General features: G+C 73.8%; 19 protein-coding genes. 12 read left to right on the forward strand and 7 right to left on the reverse strand.

Annotated features, from left to right (window positions below; translation table 11 throughout):
- Positions 1-48: 48 nt before the first annotated feature.
- Positions 49-510, forward strand: a complete 462-nt coding sequence (locus OG937_35130; protein WUD76554.1) for an Lrp/AsnC family transcriptional regulator — start codon at positions 49-51, stop codon at positions 508-510.
- Between the two features lie 2 nt (positions 511-512).
- Positions 513-890 (forward strand): nuclear transport factor 2 family protein, encoded by a 378-nt coding sequence (locus OG937_35135; protein ID WUD76555.1) that lies wholly within the window; start codon positions 513-515, stop codon positions 888-890.
- A 31-nt stretch (positions 891-921) separates the two neighbouring features.
- On the opposite strand, the gene OG937_35140 is transcribed toward OG937_35135, so the two are convergent.
- Positions 922-2,979 carry a phospholipase C, phosphocholine-specific gene (locus OG937_35140; protein WUD76556.1) on the reverse strand — a complete coding sequence of 686 codons (2,058 nt, stop codon included), beginning with the start codon at positions 2,977-2,979 and terminating at the stop codon, positions 922-924.
- Positions 2,980-3,177: 198 nt separating this feature from the next.
- Between OG937_35140 and OG937_35145 the strand changes: the two genes are divergently transcribed.
- From OG937_35145 to meaB, 4 genes are all read left to right on the forward strand, one after another.
- Entirely contained in the window at positions 3,178-3,960 is a 783-nt protein-coding gene (locus tag OG937_35145; GenBank protein ID WUD76557.1) for a potassium channel family protein, read from the forward strand.
- Positions 3,961-4,057: 97 nt separating this feature from the next.
- On the forward strand, positions 4,058-5,953 hold the full coding sequence (gene mutA, locus OG937_35150; protein WUD76558.1) for a methylmalonyl-CoA mutase small subunit: 1,896 nt from the start codon (positions 4,058-4,060) through the stop codon (positions 5,951-5,953).
- Positions 5,953-8,154: a methylmalonyl-CoA mutase gene (gene scpA, locus OG937_35155; GenBank protein WUD76559.1), complete on the forward strand. Its 2,202-nt coding sequence runs from the start codon at positions 5,953-5,955 to the stop codon at positions 8,152-8,154. The genes mutA and scpA overlap by 1 nt, the downstream gene beginning before the upstream one ends.
- Positions 8,155-8,158: 4 nt before the next feature.
- Positions 8,159-9,142 (forward strand): methylmalonyl Co-A mutase-associated GTPase MeaB, encoded by a 984-nt coding sequence (meaB, locus tag OG937_35160; GenBank protein WUD76560.1) that lies wholly within the window; start codon positions 8,159-8,161, stop codon positions 9,140-9,142.
- Positions 9,143-9,175: 33 nt separating this feature from the next.
- Here meaB and OG937_35165 read toward each other — a convergent pair whose 3' ends face one another.
- Entirely contained in the window at positions 9,176-9,463 is a 288-nt protein-coding gene (locus OG937_35165; protein WUD76561.1) for a hypothetical protein, read from the reverse strand.
- Between the two features lie 216 nt (positions 9,464-9,679).
- Here OG937_35165 and OG937_35170 point away from each other — a divergent pair, with 216 nt between their 5' ends.
- Complete coding sequence (locus tag OG937_35170; protein ID WUD76562.1) at positions 9,680-10,096, forward strand: PH domain-containing protein; 417 nt, start codon at positions 9,680-9,682, stop codon at positions 10,094-10,096.
- A 372-nt stretch (positions 10,097-10,468) separates the two neighbouring features.
- On the opposite strand, the gene OG937_35175 is transcribed toward OG937_35170, so the two are convergent.
- Positions 10,469-11,278: a helix-turn-helix transcriptional regulator gene (locus OG937_35175; protein WUD76563.1), complete on the reverse strand. Its 810-nt coding sequence runs from the start codon at positions 11,276-11,278 to the stop codon at positions 10,469-10,471.
- A gap of 75 nt (positions 11,279-11,353) precedes the next feature.
- Between OG937_35175 and OG937_35180 the strand changes: the two genes are divergently transcribed.
- The 3 genes from OG937_35180 (at position 11,354) to OG937_35190 (ending at position 14,644) form a co-directional block, all read left to right on the forward strand.
- A complete protein-coding gene (locus OG937_35180; GenBank protein ID WUD76564.1) occupies positions 11,354-11,938 on the forward strand; it encodes a TIGR03086 family metal-binding protein in 585 nt (194 codons plus the stop codon).
- A gap of 115 nt (positions 11,939-12,053) precedes the next feature.
- The gene (locus OG937_35185; protein ID WUD76565.1) at positions 12,054-14,075 is read left to right on the forward strand and encodes an NADPH-dependent 2,4-dienoyl-CoA reductase; all 2,022 of its coding nucleotides are present in this window, start codon (positions 12,054-12,056) and stop codon (positions 14,073-14,075) included.
- A 26-nt stretch (positions 14,076-14,101) separates the two neighbouring features.
- Complete coding sequence (locus OG937_35190; protein WUD76566.1) at positions 14,102-14,644, forward strand: PadR family transcriptional regulator; 543 nt, start codon at positions 14,102-14,104, stop codon at positions 14,642-14,644.
- A gap of 13 nt (positions 14,645-14,657) precedes the next feature.
- Here OG937_35190 and kstD read toward each other — a convergent pair whose 3' ends face one another.
- Positions 14,658-16,454, reverse strand: a complete 1,797-nt coding sequence (gene kstD / locus OG937_35195; protein ID WUD76567.1) for a 3-oxosteroid 1-dehydrogenase — start codon at positions 16,452-16,454, stop codon at positions 14,658-14,660.
- 93 nt (positions 16,455-16,547) lie between these two features.
- Positions 16,548-17,639, reverse strand: a complete 1,092-nt coding sequence (locus tag OG937_35200) for a serine/threonine-protein phosphatase (protein WUD76568.1) — start codon at positions 17,637-17,639, stop codon at positions 16,548-16,550.
- Positions 17,640-17,788: 149 nt separating this feature from the next.
- Between OG937_35200 and rpmG the strand changes: the two genes are divergently transcribed.
- Positions 17,789-17,953, forward strand: a complete 165-nt coding sequence (rpmG, locus tag OG937_35205; protein ID WUD76569.1) for a 50S ribosomal protein L33 — start codon at positions 17,789-17,791, stop codon at positions 17,951-17,953.
- 50 nt (positions 17,954-18,003) lie between these two features.
- Positions 18,004-18,261 carry a type B 50S ribosomal protein L31 gene (locus tag OG937_35210; GenBank protein WUD76570.1) on the forward strand — a complete coding sequence of 86 codons (258 nt, stop codon included), beginning with the start codon at positions 18,004-18,006 and terminating at the stop codon, positions 18,259-18,261.
- 24 nt (positions 18,262-18,285) lie between these two features.
- On the opposite strand, the gene OG937_35215 is transcribed toward OG937_35210, so the two are convergent.
- Entirely contained in the window at positions 18,286-18,684 is a 399-nt protein-coding gene (locus OG937_35215) for a PTS fructose transporter subunit IIA (protein WUD76571.1), read from the reverse strand.
- Entirely contained in the window at positions 18,681-19,352 is a 672-nt protein-coding gene (dhaL, locus tag OG937_35220; GenBank protein WUD76572.1) for a dihydroxyacetone kinase subunit DhaL, read from the reverse strand. Before dhaL ends, OG937_35215 begins: the two co-directional genes overlap by 4 nt.
- Positions 19,353-19,366 lie beyond the last annotated feature (14 nt).

The following is a 19,366-nucleotide window of genomic DNA, read 5'->3' on the forward strand; positions in this document are numbered from 1 at the left end:
CGCGGTGTGGGCGGCGCCCGGCCGTGGATCCGCCGGTATCTTCGCCGTATGGCCGAGAATCTCGACGCGACCGACTGGACGATCCTCACCGAGCTGCAGCGCGACGGGCGGGTCCCCTTCACCGAGCTGGCCCGCCGGGTGAGCCTCAGCGCCTCCGCGACCACCGAGCGGGTCCGCCGGCTGGAGACCCTGGGCGTCATCACGGGCTACCGCGCGGAGGTCGACCTCGGCAAGGCCGGCTACCCGGTCCTCGCGGTCGTCCGCCTGAAGTACCCCGGCAGCCGGCACGAGCCCCTGCACCGGCTGCTCGCGGAGCGTCCGGAGATCCTGGAGTGCCTGCGCACCACCGGGGAGGAGTGCTACGTGCTGAAGGTCGCCGCCGCGTCCATGGGCCACCTGGAGGAAGTCATGGACGAGCTGGCGCAGTTCGGGAGCGCGACGACCAGTGTGGTCTACCGGCAGACCCTGCCGTATCGGGGTCCTGGCGGCGCTCCTTCCGGCATGCTGTGAGCGTGGAGTCTGCGAAGGTAGTCGAAGAGCTGTGGCAGCGGATCCAGGCACGCGACTGGGCCGGTGCCGGTGAACTGATCGCCGAGGACGCCGTGGTGGAGTGGCCCGTGAGCGGCGAGCGCATCGTCGGCAGGGCCAACTTCCTCGCCGTCAACAGGGAGTACCCGGAAGGCTGGTCGATCCGTGTCCTGAGGGTCGTGGCCGACGGCGACCAGGCCGTCTCGGAGGTCGAGGTGCCGCACGTGGACCTCGGGCTCTTCCACGCGGCGTCGTTCTGGACCGTCCGCGACGGGCGGATCGTCGCCGGACGCGAGTACTGGACGAGCCCGGGCGCCGACCCGCGCCCGGAGTGGCGCGCCCGCTACGTCGAGCCGATGTAGCGGGCGCGCGCCCTCGTACCGGGCGGGACGGTCAGCCGCCGATCGCCGGGTCGCTGGTGCTCTCCCGGCCCGTCTCGACGTGGCCGGCCAGCCGGCGCCGGAAGGTGCCGTCGTGGTCGGAGGTCACCGACAGGTCGTACCAGCCGTGGCTGCGGTGCGTCTCGGCCACGTGCACGACACGGGCGCCCGGACGCAGCCGGTGGGACGACGGCTTGTGCTCGCCGTAGCCGTCCCTGACCGTGAGCGTGACCGTCGAGTGCCCGTGGTTGGTCAGGACCAGGCGCACGGCGCCGCTCCCGCCGTCGTGGCGGGCGCCGACCTCGGCACCCGCCGCCGCGGCCCGGCCGGCGAACCGGCGCAGGAAGCCGTTGGGGCCGTGCACGGTGAGGTCGTAGTCGCCGTGGGCGCCCGCGGCGACGTTCCAGGCGCCGGTGAGCGAGTGCCCCGACCCGACGGTGTACGTCCACGGACCGGAGGCGTCCGTCGTGGAGGTGACCAGGAAACCGGCGCCGGCCTCGCCGTGGGAGGCGAACTCGATCCGCAGCGAGCCCGCGGCACTGATCCCGCCGTCCGCGGCGAGGTCGTACGGGACGGGCCGCGCGGGGCGCAGACCGCGCTCCTGACGGGGCAGCGAGCCCTTCGCGGGAGGGACCGGCGAGTAGTCGGGGTGACGGTCGCCGTCCGGCGGGAGGTAGCCGTCGGTGTCGGGCAGCCGCGGGGTGCGGCTGTCCTTGTGCCGGAAGTCGAAGGCCGTCGTCAGATCGCCGCAGACGGCGCGGCGCCAGGGGGAGATGTTGGGCTCGGTCACGCCGAAGCGGCGCTCCATGAACCGGATGATGGAGGTGTGGTCGAAGGTCTGCGAGCAGACGTAGCCGCCCTTGCTCCAGGGGGAGACGACGAACATCGGGACGCGCTGGCCCAGCCCGTACGGACCCGCCGGGCGCCCGCTGTCGCCGGCGTACACGTCGCGGGTGACGTCGACGGTGGAGCCGCCCTGCGCGGACGAGCCGGCCGGGAACGGCGGCACGACGTGGTCGAAGAACCCGTCGTTCTCGTCGTAGGTGATGAACAGCGCGGTCCTGCTCCACACCTCGGGGTCGGAGGTGAGCGCGTCGAGGACCTGCGAGATGTACCAGGCGCCGTAGTTGGCGGGCCAGTTGGGGTGCTCGGTGAAGGCCTCGGGGGCCACGACCCAGGAGACCTTCGGCAGCTTCCCGGCCTTGACGTCGGCGCGCAGGATGTCGAAGAAGCCCTCGCCCTTGCGGGCGTCGGTGCCGGTGCGGGCCTTGTCGTACAGCGGGTCGCCGGGCTTGGCGCCCCGGTACTGGTTGAAGTACAGCAGCGAGTTGTCGCCGTAGTTGCCGCGGTAGGCGTCCTCGATCCAGCCCCAGCCGCCCGCGGCGTCCAGGCCGTCGCCGACGTCCTGGTAGATCTTCCAGGAGACCCCGGCCTTCTCCAGCCGCTCGGGATAGGTCGTCCAGGAGTAGCCCAGTTCGTCGTTGCCGAGGACCGGGCCGCCGCCCTTGCCGTCGTTGCCGGTGTGGCCCGTCCACATGTAGTAGCGGTTGGGGTCGGTGGAGCCCATGAAGGAGCAGTGGTAGGCGTCGCAGATGGTGAAGGCGTCGGCGAGCGCGTGGTGGAACGGGATGTCCTCGCGCGTCAGGTGCGCCATCGTCGTGGCGGACTTGGCCGGGATCCACTGGTCGTACCGGCCCTTGTTGAAGGCGGCCTGGGTGTCCTTCCACCCGTGCGGCAGGTCCTCCAGGAAGGCCAGACCGAGGTCGTCGGCGTCCGGGTGGAACGGCAGCACCTCCTTCGTGCCGTCCGACTGGTGCCAGACCGGCTTGCCGCTCGGCAGCGTCACGGGGTGCGGGTCCCCGAACCCCCTGACACCGCGCAAGGTGCCGAGGTAATGGTCGAAGGAGCGGTTCTCCTGCATCAGGACCACGATGTGCTCGACGTCCTTGAGGGAACCGGTGTTCCTGTGCGCGGGTATCTCCGCCGCGCGGGCGATGCTGGTGGACAGCGCGGTCAGGGCGGCCGTGCCGCCCGCCAGTTGCATGAACCTTCTGCGGTCAAGGGCGTTCATGAAGGGCCTGTCTCCCGGAAGATGCGATGGGCCGTCGGATGTGCGGAGCCGTCAGCTTCCTCAACTTGTCCGAACAAGTGGGGGCCAGTACGCGAACCGTTCGGGAAACCTGCCCCAACCGGGCCACGGTCGGCGGCGCCGTGACCAGGGCCTGCCGAGCCGCTGGGGGCGTGCGGGGAGAGCGTGCACACTGAGCCCATGAACCGTCTCGAACGCTGGGAGCAGCAGACCAGGGCGCCGCTGCTCGCCCTGGCCGTGGTGTTCGGCGCCGCCTACGCCCTGCCGATCCTGGTGCCGGCCGCCGACCCCGCGCTCATCACCACCGCGCACTGGACGGAGCGCACGGTCTGGGCCCTGTTCGCCGCCGACTACGCGGTCCGGCTGGGCCTGAGCGAGCGGCGCTGGGAGTTCGTCAGGCGCCAGCCGCTCAGCCTGGCGGTGGTCGTCCTCCCGCTGCTCCAGCCGCTGCGCCTGCTGCGGCTGGTCTCCGCGCTCTTCCTGGTCGGCCAGCGGGTGCGGATGGCGGCGCAGGTGCGCCTGACGACGTACGTCGTCGGTGCCGTGCTCGGGCTGCTGGCGTTCGGGTCGGTCGCCGTCCTCGAGGTCGAGCGCAACTCCCCGCACGGCAACATCCGCACCATCGGCGACGCCCTGTGGTGGTCCTTCACCACGATGACGACCGTGGGCTACGGGGACCACGCCCCCACCACCGGCGTCGGCAGGCTGATCGCCGTGGGGCTGATGCTCTCGGGCATCGCCCTGCTCGGTGTGGTCACCGCCAACATCGCCGCCTGGTTCCTGGCCCGCTTCCAGGAGGACGAGGAGGAGAACCGGCGCGTCCAGGAGGTCACGGAGGAACTGCTGCGGGAGGTCCGTGAGCTGCGCCGCCAGGTGGCCGACCTCACACAGGCCACGGCCGCCGCCCGCGCCGGAACGTCCGGAAGTGTGTCGAACAGTGCGGTCGAACAGAGCGTCGAATAGAGCATCGCGTCCGAACGGATCAAGGGCGCACGGGAATGGGCTAGGTCACAGGTGTGCCCCCTGCTGCTCACCTGCTCACGGGCACTAACCTCTGAGCATGACGGTCCTGCCTGATGACGGGCTTTCTCTGGCCGCCGAATTCCCGGATGCGACCCACGAGCAGTGGCGGCGCCTCGTAGAGGGCGTCCTGCGCAAGGCGGGCAAGGACGTCTCGGGTCAGGCGGCGGAGGACGCGCTGTCCACCACCCTCGAAGACGGGCTGACCACGCGCCCGCTGTACACCGCGCCCGACGCGCCCGACGCCTTCGGCGACCGCGTCGGCCTCCCCGGCTTCGCGCCCTTCACCCGGGGCGGCGCCCCGGCGGGCGGCGTCCTCGGCGGCTGGGACGTGCGCCAGCGCCACGCTCGGCCCGACGCGGCCCGCGCGAACGAGGCGGTGCTCGCCGACCTGGAGAACGGCGTCACCTCCCTCTGGCTCGTGCTGGGCGACGCCGGGCTCCCGGTGTCCGCGCTCGGCGCGGCCCTGGACGGCGTCTACCTCGACCTCGCCCCGGTCGTGCTCGACGCGGGCGCGGACTTCGAGGCCGCCGGGCAGGCGCTGTTCGCGCTGTACGACGAACGCGGCGTGTCCCGTCGGGCGGCGCGCGGCAACCTCGGCGCCGACCCCCTCGGCCATGTCGCCCGCACCGGTGACGGGGACGCGCTCGCCGCGCGGACCGCCGCCGCCGCGGGGCTGGCCCGCCGGGCCCACGAGCAGTACCCGGGGCTGCGCGCCCTGACCGTGGACGCCCTGCCGTACCACGAGGCGGGCGGCTCGGCCGCCGAGGAACTCGGCGCCTCCCTGGCCACCGGTGTGGCCTACCTGCGGGCGCTCACCGAGGCCGGCCTGCCGGTCGACGCGGCCTGCGGTCAGCTGGAGTTCCGCTACGCCGCCACCGCCGACCAGTTCCTGACGATCGCCAAGCTGCGCGCCGCGCGCCGGCTGTGGGCCCGCGTCGCGCAGGTGTGCGGCGCGACCGCGACCGTGGCGGGGCAGCGCCAGCACGTCGTCACCTCGCCGGTGATGATGACCCGCCGTGACCCGTGGGTGAACATGCTGCGCACCACCGTCGCCACGCTGGGCGCCGGTGTCGGCGGCGCGGACTCGGTCACGGTGCTGCCGTTCGACCACGCGCTGGGCCTGCCCGACGCCTTCGCGCGCCGCATCGCCCGCAACACCTCCACCATCCTCCTGGAGGAGTCCCACCTGGCCCGGGTCGTCGACCCCGCCGGCGGCTCCTGGTACGTGGAGCGCCTCACCGACGAGCTCGCCGGGGCCGCCTGGGCCTGGTTCCAGGAGCTGGAGCGCTCCGGCGGACAGGCCGCGGCCCTCGCCTCCGGCCTGGTCGCCGACCGCCTGGCCGCGACCTGGGCCAAGCGCGCCCAGGCGCTGGCCAAGCGCCGTGAGCCGATCACCGGCGTCAGCGAGTTCCCGCTGCTGTCCGAGGCACCCGTCGAGCGCGACCCGGCCCCGGCGGCGCCCTCCGGAGGCCTGCCGAAGGTCCGCCGCGACGAGGCCTACGAGAACCTGCGCGCCCGCTCGGACGCCCACCTGGCCGCGACCGGGTCCCGCCCGAAGGTCTTCCTGGCCGCCCTCGGTCCCGCCGCCGCGCACACCGGCCGCGTCACCTTCGCCGCCAACCTCTTCCAGGCCGGAGGCATCGAGCCCGTCCACGACCCGGTGACGGTCGACGCCGCGACGGTGGCCGAGGCCTTCGCCCGCAGTGGTGCGCAGATCGCGTGCCTGTGCTCCAGCGACGCGCTGTACGAAGAGCGGGCCGCGGACGTCGCCGCGGCGCTGAAGGCCGCGGGCGCGGGCCGGGTGTTCCTGGCCGGGCGTCCGGGCGAGCACGAACAGGCCTACACGGCGGCCGGCGTCGACGGCTTTGTCTTCGCGGGCGGCGACGCGGTCGCCGTCCTGACCTCCGTTCTCGACCGGATGGGAGTGGCGTGATGCGGATCCCGGACTTCTCGGAGATCGAGCTGGGACCGGGCGCCGGGAACGGCGCCACCGAGGAGCAGTGGCGCGCCGCGGTCAAGGAGACCACCGGCCGCGGCGCCGAGGACCTGGTGTGGGAGACGCCCGAGGGCATCGGCGTCCAGCCGCTCTACACCGGCCGCGACCTGGAGGGCCTGGACTTCCTGGGCACCTACCCGGGCATCGCGCCGTACCTGCGCGGCCCGTACCCGACGATGTACGTCAACCAGCCCTGGACGATCCGGCAGTACGCGGGCTTCTCCACCGCCGAGGAGTCCAACGCCTTCTACCGGCGCAACCTCGCCGCCGGCCAGAAGGGCCTGTCGGTCGCCTTCGACCTGCCGACCCACCGCGGCTACGACAGCGACCACCCGCGCGTCACCGGCGACGTCGGCATGGCGGGCGTCGCCATCGACTCCATCTACGACATGCGGCAGCTCTTCGACGGCATCCCGCTGGACCGGATGACCGTGTCGATGACGATGAACGGCGCCGTGCTGCCGGTGCTGGCGCTCTACATCGTGGCCGCGGAGGAGCAGGGCGTACCGCCCGAGAAGCTGGCGGGGACCATCCAGAACGACATCCTCAAGGAGTTCATGGTCCGCAACACCTACATCTATCCGCCGAAGCCCTCGATGCGGATCATCTCCGACATCTTCGCGTACACCTCGCAGAAGATGCCGCGCTACAACTCGATCTCCATCTCCGGCTACCACATCCAGGAGGCCGGGGCCACGGCCGACCTGGAGCTCGCCTACACCCTCGCCGACGGCGTGGAGTACCTGCGCGCCGGGCTCGGCGCGGGCCTGGACGTCGACGCCTTCGCGCCGCGGCTGTCGTTCTTCTGGGCGATCGGCATGAACTTCTTCATGGAGGTCGCCAAGCTGCGCGCGGCCCGTCTGCTGTGGGCCAAGCTGGTCAGGCAGTTCGAGCCGGCGAACGTGAAGTCCCTCTCGCTGCGCACCCATTCGCAGACCTCCGGCTGGTCGCTGACCGCGCAGGACGTCTTCAACAACGTCACGCGCACCTGCGTGGAGGCGATGGCCGCCACCCAGGGCCACACCCAGTCGCTGCACACCAACGCCCTCGACGAGGCGCTGGCGCTGCCCACGGACTTCTCCGCGCGCATCGCCCGCAACACCCAGCTGCTGCTGCAGCAGGAGTCGGGCACCAACCGGGTCATCGACCCCTGGGGCGGCTCCGCGTACGTGGAGAAGCTGACGTACGACCTGGCGCGGCGCGCGTGGCAGCACATCCAGGAGGTCGAGGCCGCCGGGGGCATGGCGCAGGCGATCGACGCGGGCATCCCCAAGATGCGCGTCGAGGAGGCCGCGGCCCGCACCCAGGCGCGCATCGACTCCGGCCGGCAGCCGGTCATCGGCGTCAACAAGTACCGGGTGGACAGCGACGAGAAGATCGAGGTCCTCAAGGTCGACAACTCCTCCGTGCGCGCCCAGCAGATCGCCAAGCTGCGCCGGCTGCGCGAGGAGCGCGACGAGGCCGTCTGCCAGGACGCGCTCGCCGCGCTGACCACCGCCGCCGAGCGCGGCGCGGGTCAGGGCCTGGAGGGCAACCTGCTGGCGCTCGCGGTGGACGCGGCCCGCGCCAAGGCCACCGTGGGCGAGATCTCCGACGCCCTGGAGAAGGTGTACGGCCGGCACGCCGGGCAGATCCGCACGATCTCCGGTGTGTACCGGAACGAGGCAGGGGAGTCGCCGTCCGTGGACCGCACCCGCGCACTGGTCGACCGCTTCGAGGAGGCGGAGGGCCGCCGTCCGCGCATCCTCGTCGCCAAGATGGGCCAGGACGGCCACGACCGCGGGCAGAAGGTGATCGCCACCGCCTTCGCCGACCTGGGCTTCACGGTGGACGTCGGGCCGCTCTTCCAGACCCCCGCCGAGGTCGCCCGGCAGGCGGTGGAGGCCGACGTGCACATCGTCGGTGTCTCCTCGCTCGCCGCCGGCCACCTCACGTTGGTGCCCGCGCTGCGCGAGGAACTGGCGGCCGAGGGCCGGGAGGACATCATGATCGTGGTCGGCGGCGTCATCCCGCCGCAGGACGTCCCCGAACTGCTCGGCATGGGCGCGGCCGCGGTCTTCCCGCCCGGCACCGTCATCCCCGACTCGGCGTACGACCTGGTCACGAGGCTGGCCGCCGCGCTCGGCCACGAACTGTGAGCCCATGCCTCCCACCATCGACCTGGACGCATACGTCAAAGGCGTGCTGGACGGCTCCCGGGCCTGGATCGCGCGCGCCATCACCCTGGTGGAGTCGTCGCGGCCCGATCACCGGGAGCTCGCCCAGCGGCTCCTGACCGAGCTGCTGCCGCACGCGGGCAAGGCCCGCAGGATCGGCGTCAGCGGGGTGCCGGGGGTGGGCAAGTCCACCTTCATCGACGCCTTCGGCACCCTGCTCACCGGCCTGGGCCACCGGGTCGCGGTGCTCGCCGTCGACCCGTCGTCCACGCTGACCGGCGGCTCCATCCTGGGCGACAAGACCCGCATGGAGCGGCTGTCGGTGGACCGCTCGGCCTTCGTGCGGCCCTCGCCCTCGGCCGGGACGCTCGGCGGCGTGGCCAAGGCGACCCGGGAGTCCATGGTCGTGGTGGAGGCGGCCGGCTACGACGTCGTGCTCGTCGAGACCGTGGGCGTCGGCCAGTCCGAGACCGCGGTCGCGAGCATGGTCGACACCTTCCTGCTGCTGACGCTGGCCCGTACCGGCGACCAGCTCCAAGGCATCAAGAAGGGCGTGCTGGAACTCGCCGACGTCATCACCGTCAACAAGGCCGACGGCCCGCACGAGCGCGACGCCCGCGCCGCCGCGCGTGAACTGTCCGGCGCCCTGCGGATGATGACCCCGATGGACGCCGCGTGGACCCCGCCCGTGCTGACCTGCAGCGCCCGCGAGGGGACCGGCCTCGACACCCTCTGGGAGCGGCTGGAGCAGCACCGCACGCTGCTGGAGTCCACGGGCCGGCTGGCCGCCAAACGGCGCGACCAGCAGATGGAGTGGGCCTGGAGCATGGTCCGCGAGGAACTGCTGGGCCGCCTGCGCGGTCACCCCGAGGTGCGCAGGCTGACCCCGGAGATCGAACGGCAGGTCCGCGAGGGCACGCTGACGCCCACCCTGGCCGCCGCGCGCATCCTCGACGCCTTCTCGGGCTGAGCCCGCGGGCATGTGACGACACGGCCCAGGGGGTCAGGCCGCCCGTGCCTGGTCCCGGGGTACGGCGCACCGCCCCGCCGACCACAGCGCCCCGGGCATGTTGCAGTCCGGGCCGACCTGGTGGCGGTCGACGTAGGCGAACAGCCGCCGCGCCTCCGCCATGTGGCCCGGGCACGCGAACGAGCCGTGCCCGGGGAGCCATTGGATGTGCCACCGTGCGGGCTCCCCGCACGGTTGTGCCGCGCCGGTCGCGACGCGGCCGCACGGCGTCATGCCGTCGACGGGGATCGGGGTGAGCCGGGGCGTGATGGGACCGGTCATGGGGCAGGCCTCCTCTGCCGCGAGACGCGACGTGACCTGTGTGCGTGTGGGGGGAAGAGCCGCTTGTGCGCACTCGATGTCGGTATGCCCCGTCGTGGCCGCCTCCGACGCATGTGCGAGGGTCAGGAGTTGGTAACCCTGCCTCCCGGGGGCGGGGGAGGTGGCCACAATGCGGGCCTGAACGACCAGGGTGCAGCTCCGGTAGCGGTGTGGCGGGTGGGCGGGGCAGCTCGCGCGGCCGGCTTCCTGCTCCCGGCGGTCCTGGGCGTGAAGGCGCTCGTCGGCTGGGCCGGCTGGATCTCCTCGCCGGAAGCGGCGACGGCCCGGTCGGCCGGGCTGTCGTCGGGATTCGCCGTCGGCGCCGCGTTGTTCTTCTGGTGGTTCGTCCACAGGGTCCGGCTCGAGGTCGGCCCGGCCGGGATCGTGGCGGTCAATCCGTGGGGCACCCATCGCCTGGGGCTGGACGAGGTGGCTTCGGTGCGGCTCGGTGCCTGGGGCGCGGAGTTCCATCACGGGGACGGCTTCAAGACCACGGCGTACGCGCTCAGCGAGTTGGCCGCGGGCACGTCGCAGGTCCGGCGTTTCGCCGAGCTGCAGGCCGTTCTGGAAGCGGGCCCCGAGGCCGGGGACTGACCGGGCGGGCCCGTCGGGAGGCCGCGGCGCGAGTGCCCTCCGGAGCGCCGGCCCGGTCCGGTGGCCGTTGCGCCGTCCGGCGTGCCGGGAGCCCCGGGGTGGGGCCGGGCCGGCCGTGCGGTGCCCGCGGGGCGCCGGGCCCTGGTGGCGGCGGGCGCCGGACTGCTGCGCTGTGGCCCCGTGGGGAGGTGTGCCGTCGGGCCGGTCTCGGGCCCCGGGGCGGGTTGAGCTGGTGGTGCTGCGCCTGCGGGGCCGCTGCGCGGCGGTGTTCGGCGCGGCGGTGGTGGCCCTTCGCGGGGGGAGACGCCTGGCTCGGCTGGGCCCGCGGGTGGAATCGGGCGGTCCGGTCGTGCGCCCCCCGCGGGGCGCCGGTCAGCTCGCGTAGGCGGTCGGCGGCACGCCCACGGTCGCGGTGAAGTCCCGCACCAGATGGGCCTGGTCGCTGTAGCCGAGCTCCGCGGCGAGGGCGGCCCAGTCGACGGACGCCTCGGACTCGGCGCGCTCCAGGGCCTCGTGGATGCGGTAGCGGAGGATGACCCACTTCGGGCTGACGCCGACGTACGCCGCGAACAGCCGCTGCAGGGAGCGGGCCGACATGCCCTCGGCGCGGGCGAAGTCCTCGACCCGCAGGATGGAGCGGTCGTGCCGGATGCGGTCGGCCAGCGCCGTCGAGAGGGCCGCCTGCGGGTCGGGCGCGGGGGACAGCGACAGCAGGAACGCGTCGAGGGCGGCGACGCGGGCGTCCTCGTCGCGCGGGCCGAGCACCGCGCCCGGCACGGCCTCGTGGCCGGGCAGCGCGTCGTCGAGCAGGACGCGTCGGCCCGTCCAGTGCGACACCGGCACCGTGGGCGCGAACGGCCGGAAGCCGCCGGGCCGGAACTGGATGCCGCAGACGCGTCCGGCGGACTCCAGCTTCTGTGTGAACAGCTCGAGCCCGATGCCCGCGACCTCGCCGAAGTCCGGGCTGGTGCCGTGGCGCTGGAAGACGATGTTGACCGAGGGGTGCGGCACGACGTGCGAGGCGTACGGCTCGGCGAGGTCCCAGTCGATCAGCCAGTAGTGCTCCAGGTACGGCCGCAGCGCGGGCGCGGGCGCCCGGCGCCGGAAGCGGACGCGGGCGAAGAGCTCCGGGGCGTCGACGATGCCCCGGGTGTCGCGGCGCGGGCTGTCCGGACCTGCCATACCGGCGATCCTACGGGGCGCCCCTGTCGCATTTCTTCAAGCCGCCGGGGCCCGCCCGGCCCTAGCGTCGGCCCCATGACGACGAGGACCGGTGAACTGCTCGCCGCGGCCCGCGACCGGGCGCTGCCCCTGGTGCGTGCGCTGCCCGACGAGGCCCTGGACGCGCCCACGCCGTGCGCCGAGTACGACGTGCGGAGCCTGCTCAACCACCTCTTCCACGTGGTCGTGGGCTTCCAGGCCCTCGCGGCCCGGGAGGAGGCCGACTTCTCGGTCACCCCGGACCGTCTCTCCGCGTACGGCGACGGCTGGCGGGCGCGCTTCGAGAAGGAGACGGGGCTGCTGGTCGACGCCTGGGCGGCGCCGGGCGCCGACGAGGGCGTGGCCGGATCGATGAACCTGCCCGCGCGCACCGTCGGTGCCATGGCCCTGCTCGACCTGACGGTGCACCCCTGGGACCTCGCCCGCGCCACCGGGCTGCCGTACACACCGCACGACGAGGGGCTGCGGGCGCTGGAGGAACTGGTGGCCGCGATGGGGCCGACGGCTCGGAAGATGGGCGTCTTCGGCGAGCCGGCGCCGGTGCCCGCCGGGGCCTCCGCCTTCGAGGCGCTGCTGGCGGGCACGGGCCGCGATCCGCGCTGGAGCCGCCCGGCGGTGTAGCCCCGCGCCGTGCGGAGTAGCGCGGAACACTTTTGCAACTGGTTGCATAATCGCCTCCGGGTGGTCTACAAAAGTCGCGAAGACACCGCGCGCCGCCGCCCGAGGAGACCCCGCGATGAGCCCGTACCCGCACCTGTTGAGCCCGCTCGACCTCGGCTTCACCACCCTGCCGAACCGGGTGCTCATGGGCTCGATGCACATCGGTCTTGAGGAGGCCGAGCACGGCTTCGAGCGGATGGCCGCGTTCTACGCCGCCCGGGCCCGCGGCGGCGTCGGCCTCATCGTGACCGGCGGCATCGCCCCCAACGACCGGGGCCGCCCCTACCCGGGCGGGGCCCGGCTGACCACCGAGGCCGAGGCCGCGCAGCACGCCGTCGTCACCGACGCCGTGCACCGCGCGGGCGGCCGCATCGCGATGCAGATCCTGCACTTCGGCCGGTACGCGTACCACCCCGACCTGGTCGCCCCGAGCGCGCTGCAGGCACCGATCAGCCCCTACGTCCCGCACGCCCTCACCGACGAGGAGGTCGAGGAGACCGTCGAGGACTTCGTGCGGGCGGCCGCGCTCGCGCAGCGGGCGGGCTATGACGGCGTCGAGATCATGGGCTCCGAGGGCTACCTGATCAACGAGTTCATCGCCTCCGCCACCAACCACCGCGACGACCGCTGGGGCGGCTCCTACGAGAACCGGACCCGCTTCCCGCTGGAGATCGTCCGCCGCACCCGCGAGCGGGTCGGGCCCGATTTCATCATCGTCTACCGGCTGTCCATGCTGGACCTGGTGCCCGGCGGGTCCACCCTGGAGGAGGTCGTCTCCCTCGCCAAGGAGATCGAGGCGGCCGGCGCGACGATCATCAACACCGGCATCGGCTGGCACGAGGCGCGCATCCCCACCATCGCCACCTCCGTCCCGCGCGGCGCGTACACCTGGGTGACGAAGAAGCTGATGGGCGCGGTCTCGGTGCCGCTGGTCACCAGCAACCGCATCAACACCCCCGAGGTGGCGGAGCGGTTGCTCGCCGAGGGCGCCGCGGACATGGTGTCGATGGCCCGCCCGATGCTCGCCGACCCGGACTTCGTCGCCAAGGCCCGCGAGGACCGCGCGGACGCCATCAACACGTGCATCGGCTGCAACCAGGCCTGCCTGGACCACACCTTCAGCGGCAAGCTCACCTCCTGCCTGGTCAACCCCCGGGCCTGCCACGAGACCGAGCTCGTCCTCCTCCCCACCCGCCTGCGCAAGAACGTCGCCGTCGTCGGCGCCGGGCCCGCCGGGCTCGCCTGCGCCGTCTCCGCGGCCGAACGCGGCCACGCCGTCACGCTCTTCGACGCCGCCGACCGGATCGGCGGACAGCTGAACGTCGCCCGCAAGGTGCCGGGCAAGGAGGAGTTCGACGAGACGCTGCGGTACTTCCGCACCCGGCTCGCCGAGGAGGACGTGCAACTGCGCCTGGGCACCCACGTCACGGCGGAGTCCCTGGCGGACCAGGGCTTCGACGAGATCGTCCTGGCCACCGGCGTCACCCCGCGCACCCCCGAGATCCCCGGTGTCGACCACCCGAGCGTGCTGAGCTACCTCGACGTGCTGCGCGACGGCGCCCCGGTCGGCGAGCGGGTCGCCGTCGTCGGCGCGGGCGGCATCGGCTTCGACGTCGCCGAGTTCCTCACCGACGGCGGCGAGGGCGCGAGCCGGGACCCGGAGACCTACTTCCGCCAGTGGGGCGTCGACACCGACTACCGCGCGCCCGGCGGGCTGCGTGCGCCCGAGCGGCCGCGGCCGCCGCGCACCGTGCACCTGCTGCAGCGCAAGACCACCAAGGTCGGCGCGGGGCTGGGCAAGACCACCGGCTGGATCCACCGCACCGAGCTCAAGCACCGCGGCGTCACCATGGTCGCGGGCGCCGTCTACGAGCGCATCGACGACGAGGGCCTGCACATCACCGTCGACGGCGAGCGGCGGACCGTGCCGGTCGACACCGTCGTCCTGTGCGCCGGTCAGGAGCCGCGCCGCGACCTGTACGAGGCGCTGCGCGCGGCCGGGCACTCCGTGCACCTCATCGGCGGCGCCGACGTCGCGGCGGAGCTGGACGCCAAGCGGGCCATCCGCCAGGGCACCGAAGTGGCCGCGGCGCTGTGACCCCGGCCCGTCCGTAGGATGCGGGCATGTCGCTGCCGCACGCCATCCTCACCGCCCTGCTGGAGAAGCCGTCCTCGGGCCTTGAGCTGGCACGCCGCTTCGACCGCTCGATCCGCTACTTCTGGTCCGCGACGCACCAGCAGATCTACCGCGAACTGGGCCGGCTGGAGGAGGCGGGCCTGATCCGCGCCCTGCCCGCGGCGCAGCCCGCCCGCGGCCAGCGCAAGGAGTACGAGGTGCTGCCCGCGGGCCGTGCCGAACTCACCGCCTGGGTGGCGGCCACCGAGGACCCCAAGCCCATCCGCGACCCGCTGCTGCTGCGGCTGCGCGCCGCGGCGGTGGTCGGGACCGACGGGCTCGCGGCCGAGTTGCGGCGCCATCTCGAGCTGCACGAGCGGCAGTTGGCGGAGTACGCCGAGATCGAGCGGCGCGACTTCCCGCCGGGGCGCGGCGCCGACGAGGACCGGCTGCGGCACCTGGTGCTGCGTGCGGGAATCGACCTGGAGACCTTCTGGTCGCGGTGGCTCGGCGAGGCGGTCGCCGAGGTCGAGCGGATGGGGCGGCCCTGACCGGCCGCCGGGTTCAGTGGTCGGCGATGTCGTTGGCCGCGACGTAGCCGAAGGTCATCGCGGGGCCGATGGTCGAGCCCGCCCCGGCGTAACTGTGCCCCATGACGGCCGCGCTGGCGTTGCCCGCGGCGTACAGGCCCGCGATCGCCGTGCCGTCGGGGCGCAGCACACGGGCGCGGGCGTCGGTGCGCATGCCGCCCTTGGTGCCGAGGTCCCCGGGGACGATCTTGAAGGCGTGGTAGGGCGGCAGCCAGAGCGGGGCCAGGCAGGAGTTCGGCAGCACCGCGGGGTCGGTGTAGTAGTGGTCGTAGGCGCTGTCCCCCCGGTGGAAGTCGGGGTCGCGGCCGGTGAGCGCCTGCCCGTTGAAGCGTCCGACGGTGGCGCGCAGGGCCGCCGGCGGCACCCCGATCTCCCCGGCGAGCGCGCTCAGGGTCCAGGCCTTGCGGACGGCGCCGGAGGCGTACCAGGCGTCGGGGAAGGGCAGCGCCGGGGCGACGTCCTTGAAGAGGTAGCGGTTGCGGTGGTTCTGGTCGGTGATCAGCCATGCCGGCATGTCGGGGGCGGTGGCGTTCCGGTCGTACATCACGTGGACCACGTCGCTGTAGGGCGCGGCCTCGTTCACGAAGCGCTCGCCCGCCTGGTCGACGATCAGCCCGCCGGGCAGCGTGCGTTCGGCGAGGCAGAAGTACGGCTGGCCGGGGAGCGGGATGGCCGGGCCCCACCACGCGTCCTCCATCAGGTCCAGGGCGGCCCCGGCGCGCTCCCCGGCGCGGATGCCGTCGCCTGTGTTCTCCTTCGCGCCGACCGTCCACTCGGTGCCGATGGGCTGCCGCTGGTACCGCGCGCGCATGGCCGCGTCGTGCTCGAAGCCGCCGGAGCCGACCACCACACCGCGCCGCGCCCTGATCAGGGCGGGGGCGCCGCCGTCGGGGGCCACGACCACCCCGGTGACCGCCCCGCCCACGACGTCCAGGTCGACCAGCGGGGTGTTCAGCCGTACGGGCACTCCCGCCCGCAGCAGTCCGGCGCGGAGCCCGCCGGCCAGCGCCTGGCCCATGGTGAGCGGCTTCTGCCCCTTGAGGGCGGCCTCGGTGCCGCGCGCGAGGCACGCGGCGGAGACGGCCAGGCCCTTGGCGCTGACCGCGGCCAGGTTGAGCCACTTGTAGTCGGAACTGAAGACGACCAGTCCGTCGGGGACCGGTATGTACGGGGGGTTGAGGCGGTCCAGTTCCGGGCCGAGCACGTTCCCGTCCAGCTGGTCGGGTTCGATGGAGCGGCCGTTCGGCATCCCGCCCGGCAGGTGCGGGTAGTAGTCGCTGTACCCCTCCATCCAGCGGAAACGCAGGGGGCTGTGGGCCATGACGAAGGCGATCATGGCCGGCCCGTGGGTCAGGAACGCCCGCTGCCGCTCGACGGTTACGTCGCCGCCGACGACCGCCGCGAGGTAGGACGCGGCCTTCTCCGAGGTGTCCGGCACCCCGGCGGCCAGGAGCACCGGGTTGCACGGGATCCAGATCCCGGCCCCCGAGCGGGCCGCGGAACCGCCGAAGGTGGCGGCCTTCTCCACCACGACGCAGCTCAGCCCGCGCGCCGCGGCCGTCAGCGCCGCCGTCATCCCGGCGGCGCCCGATCCCACGACCACGACGTCGTACTCGCCGGCCACCGGAACGTCGGCACCCCGGGCGGGTGCCGCCGCGGTGAGCCCGGCGGCGAACAGCAGCCCCGCGCCGGTGCCCGCGGCCGCGCCGCGCAGCACCTGGCGGCGGGAGGGCCGCTCCGTACGGTCGTCGGCCAAGGCGGATTCGGGCATGGCGGGCCTCCGGCACTGGAATCTGACATTGCGTCAGAAATGTGCGGCCGGTGCCCGGGGAAGTCAAGACGCGCGCATCCGTCACCGCGTCCGTCACCGTGTGCGGCGCACGGCCAGCAGTGCCGCGTCGTCGCCGAGGCCGCCGCCGCTCCAGGAGCGCAGATCGGCCAGGACCCGGTCGAGCAGGTCGTCCGGGTCCTGCTCCGGCATTTCCCGCACGCGGTCGGCGAGCGGGTAGAAGCGGCCCTGCCGGTCGCGGGCCTCGACCACGCCGTCGGTGAAGAACAGCAGCAGGTCCCCGCGGTGGAAGGGGACCGTCTGCGGCCGGTAGCGGTCCCCGGTCAGGGCGAGGAGCCCGAGCGGCGGCGCCGGGGGCTGCGGCGTCAGCTCGGTCACGGAGCCGGCTCGCCGCAGCAGCGGCGCGGGATGGCCGCAGTTGACGAGCACGGCGGCGTCACCGTCCTCCGGGACGGTCAGCAGCACGGCGGTGACGAAGTCCTCGCTGCCGCCGCTGCGGGAGAGCGCGCCGTCCAGCCGGGCGGCCACCGTGTCCAGGCCCGGTTCGGAGCGGGCGGCCTCCCGGAAGACGCCGAGGACGTCGGCGGCGGTCTCCACGGCGGTCAGTCCCTTGCCGCGCACGTCGCCGAGCAGCACCCGCACCCCGTGGTCGGTCGGCACCACCTCGTACAGGTCCCCGCCGATCCGGGCCTCCGCCTCAGCCGCCACGTACCGCACCGCGACGCGCAGCCGGCCGATCCGGGGCGGCGTGGGACGCAGCAGGGCGTTCTGCGCCGCCTCGGCGACCCCGCGGACCCGGGCCAGCTCCCGTTCCCGCCCGGTGATCAGGACGACGGCGCCGGTGCTGGTGAAGGTCACCGCGAGCACGGTGATCGCGGAGGCCACGTGGACCAGCGCCGGGACCCCGTGGTTCGCCGCCGCGAGCACGAAGACCAGGCCGATCGCGAGCGCCCCGGCCGCCAGCGGCCCGCGGGCGCGGCGGGAGTGCGCACCGGCGAGCACCGGAAGGGCCGCCAGTACGGGGGCCAGGGTGGTCTGCGGACCGCTGGTCAGGTCCAGGACGACGCACGCGGTGATCAGCAGGTAGGCCATGGCCAGGAAGCAGAGCGCCCCGCGGGACAGAGCGAGCGGGGCTGCCGCGGTGTGCTGGTGCGGGCCTCGGGCCATCGGTGCCGGCCCTCCTGTCGCCGTGCGGGACCCCCTGTCTCCATCTTCGCCGCACCGGGCGGGGAACGGCGGGAATGGACGCGACGGCCCCCGTGTTGAGGGGGACGTCCGAAGAAAATGAAAACCATTATGGAAGAAGAGGGCACCGCATGGCACGCAGCGAGCAGCGCCCGGTGGTCACGCTCCGGTCGACCGCCGGTACCGGCACGACCTACGTGACCCGCAAGAACCGGCGCAACGACCCGGACCGCATGGTCCTGAGCAAGTACGACCCGGCCGTCGGCCGTCACGTGCCGTTCCGCGAGGAGCGCTGACACCGGCGAGGCCGACCGTCCCCCGTCCCTTCCCCAGACTGGAGCACACCGTGCAGCACACGATCCACCCCGTCTACCGTCCGGTCGTCTTCCGCGACCGCGCCGCGGACCACGCCTTCCTCACCCGCTCCACGATGACCAGCGAGAAGACCGTCGTCTGGGAGGACGGGAACACCTACCCGGTGGTCGACGTGGAGATCTCCTCCGCGAGCCACCCGTTCTACACCGGCAACGCCCGCGTCCTGGACACCGCCGGACGCGTCGAGCGGTTCGAGCGCCGGTACGGGGCCGGCGCCCGCCGGAGCTGACGACCCCGACGGCCGCGGCGCCGCTCAGGTCTTGCGGAAGGTGTACGCGTCCTGGGCCGCCGCGGCCACGGCGTCCAGGTCGGCGCCCGCCGACGCGGTGACCACCGCGGCCACCGCGCCCTCGGCGAACGGCGCGTCGACCAGCCGGGTGCCGGGCGGCAGCTCGTCCTCGTCGGCGAGCAGCGTCTTCACCGTCAGGACCGCGCTGCCCAGGTCGGCGAGGACGGCGACGCCGTCGCCCTGGTCCACCGCGTACGCGGCGGCGGCGATCTTCGCGGCGTCCGTGCCGAGTCCGCCGTCCGGCGCGCCGCCGGCGGCGGCCACCGGCACCCGGGCCCCGCCGCCGCTGAGGCCGGTCGCCATACGGGCGACCGACTCGGCGACCTCGGCGCTGTGCGACACCAGCACCACGGCGACCGTCATGACGCACCGCCCCGCGCGGTGCCGGCCAGGGCGCCCAGCAAGAGGGCCGAGGAGGTCGCCCCGGGATCCTGGTGCCCGATGCTGCGCTCCCCGAGGTAGCTCGCCCGCCCCTTGCGGGCCTGCAGCGGCACGGTCGCCAGCGCGCCCTCGTCCGCGGCCATCGCGGCCGCCGACAGCGCCTCCGCGAGCCCCGCCCCCTTGTCGAGGGCGAACGACAGCGCCTCCACGGCCGGCGCCAGCGCGTCCAGCATCGTCTTGTCCCCCTGCGCCGCGCCGCCCAGTTGCGCCACGCCGTCGACCCCTTCCCGCAGGGCCTGTGCGAACTGCTCCGGCGCCACCTGGTGGCCGTCGCCCAGGGCCTTGCCCGCCTTGCGCAGCAGCGTCCCGTACAACGGCCCCGAGGCTCCGCCGACCGTACTGATCAGCTGCCGGCCGACCAGCACCAGCACGCCGCCCGGGGTGTCCGGCGGCTCCTTCTCCACCGCGGTGCGCGCCGCGATGAAACCGCGCCGCATGTTCGCGCCGTGGTCGGCGTCGCCGATGGGGGAGTCCAGCTCCGTCAGCCGGTCCGCCTCGCGCTCGATCACCGAGGTCGCGGCGGTGAGCCAACGGCGGAGGAAAGCCGTGTCGATCACCTGGCCCGCTCCGGTGGACGATGCCTCGCTCATCTCTCCCGCTCTCC

The sequence above is a fragment of the Streptomyces sp. NBC_00510 genome, assembly GCA_036013505.1.
Taxonomy (GTDB): domain Bacteria; phylum Actinomycetota; class Actinomycetes; order Streptomycetales; family Streptomycetaceae; genus Actinacidiphila.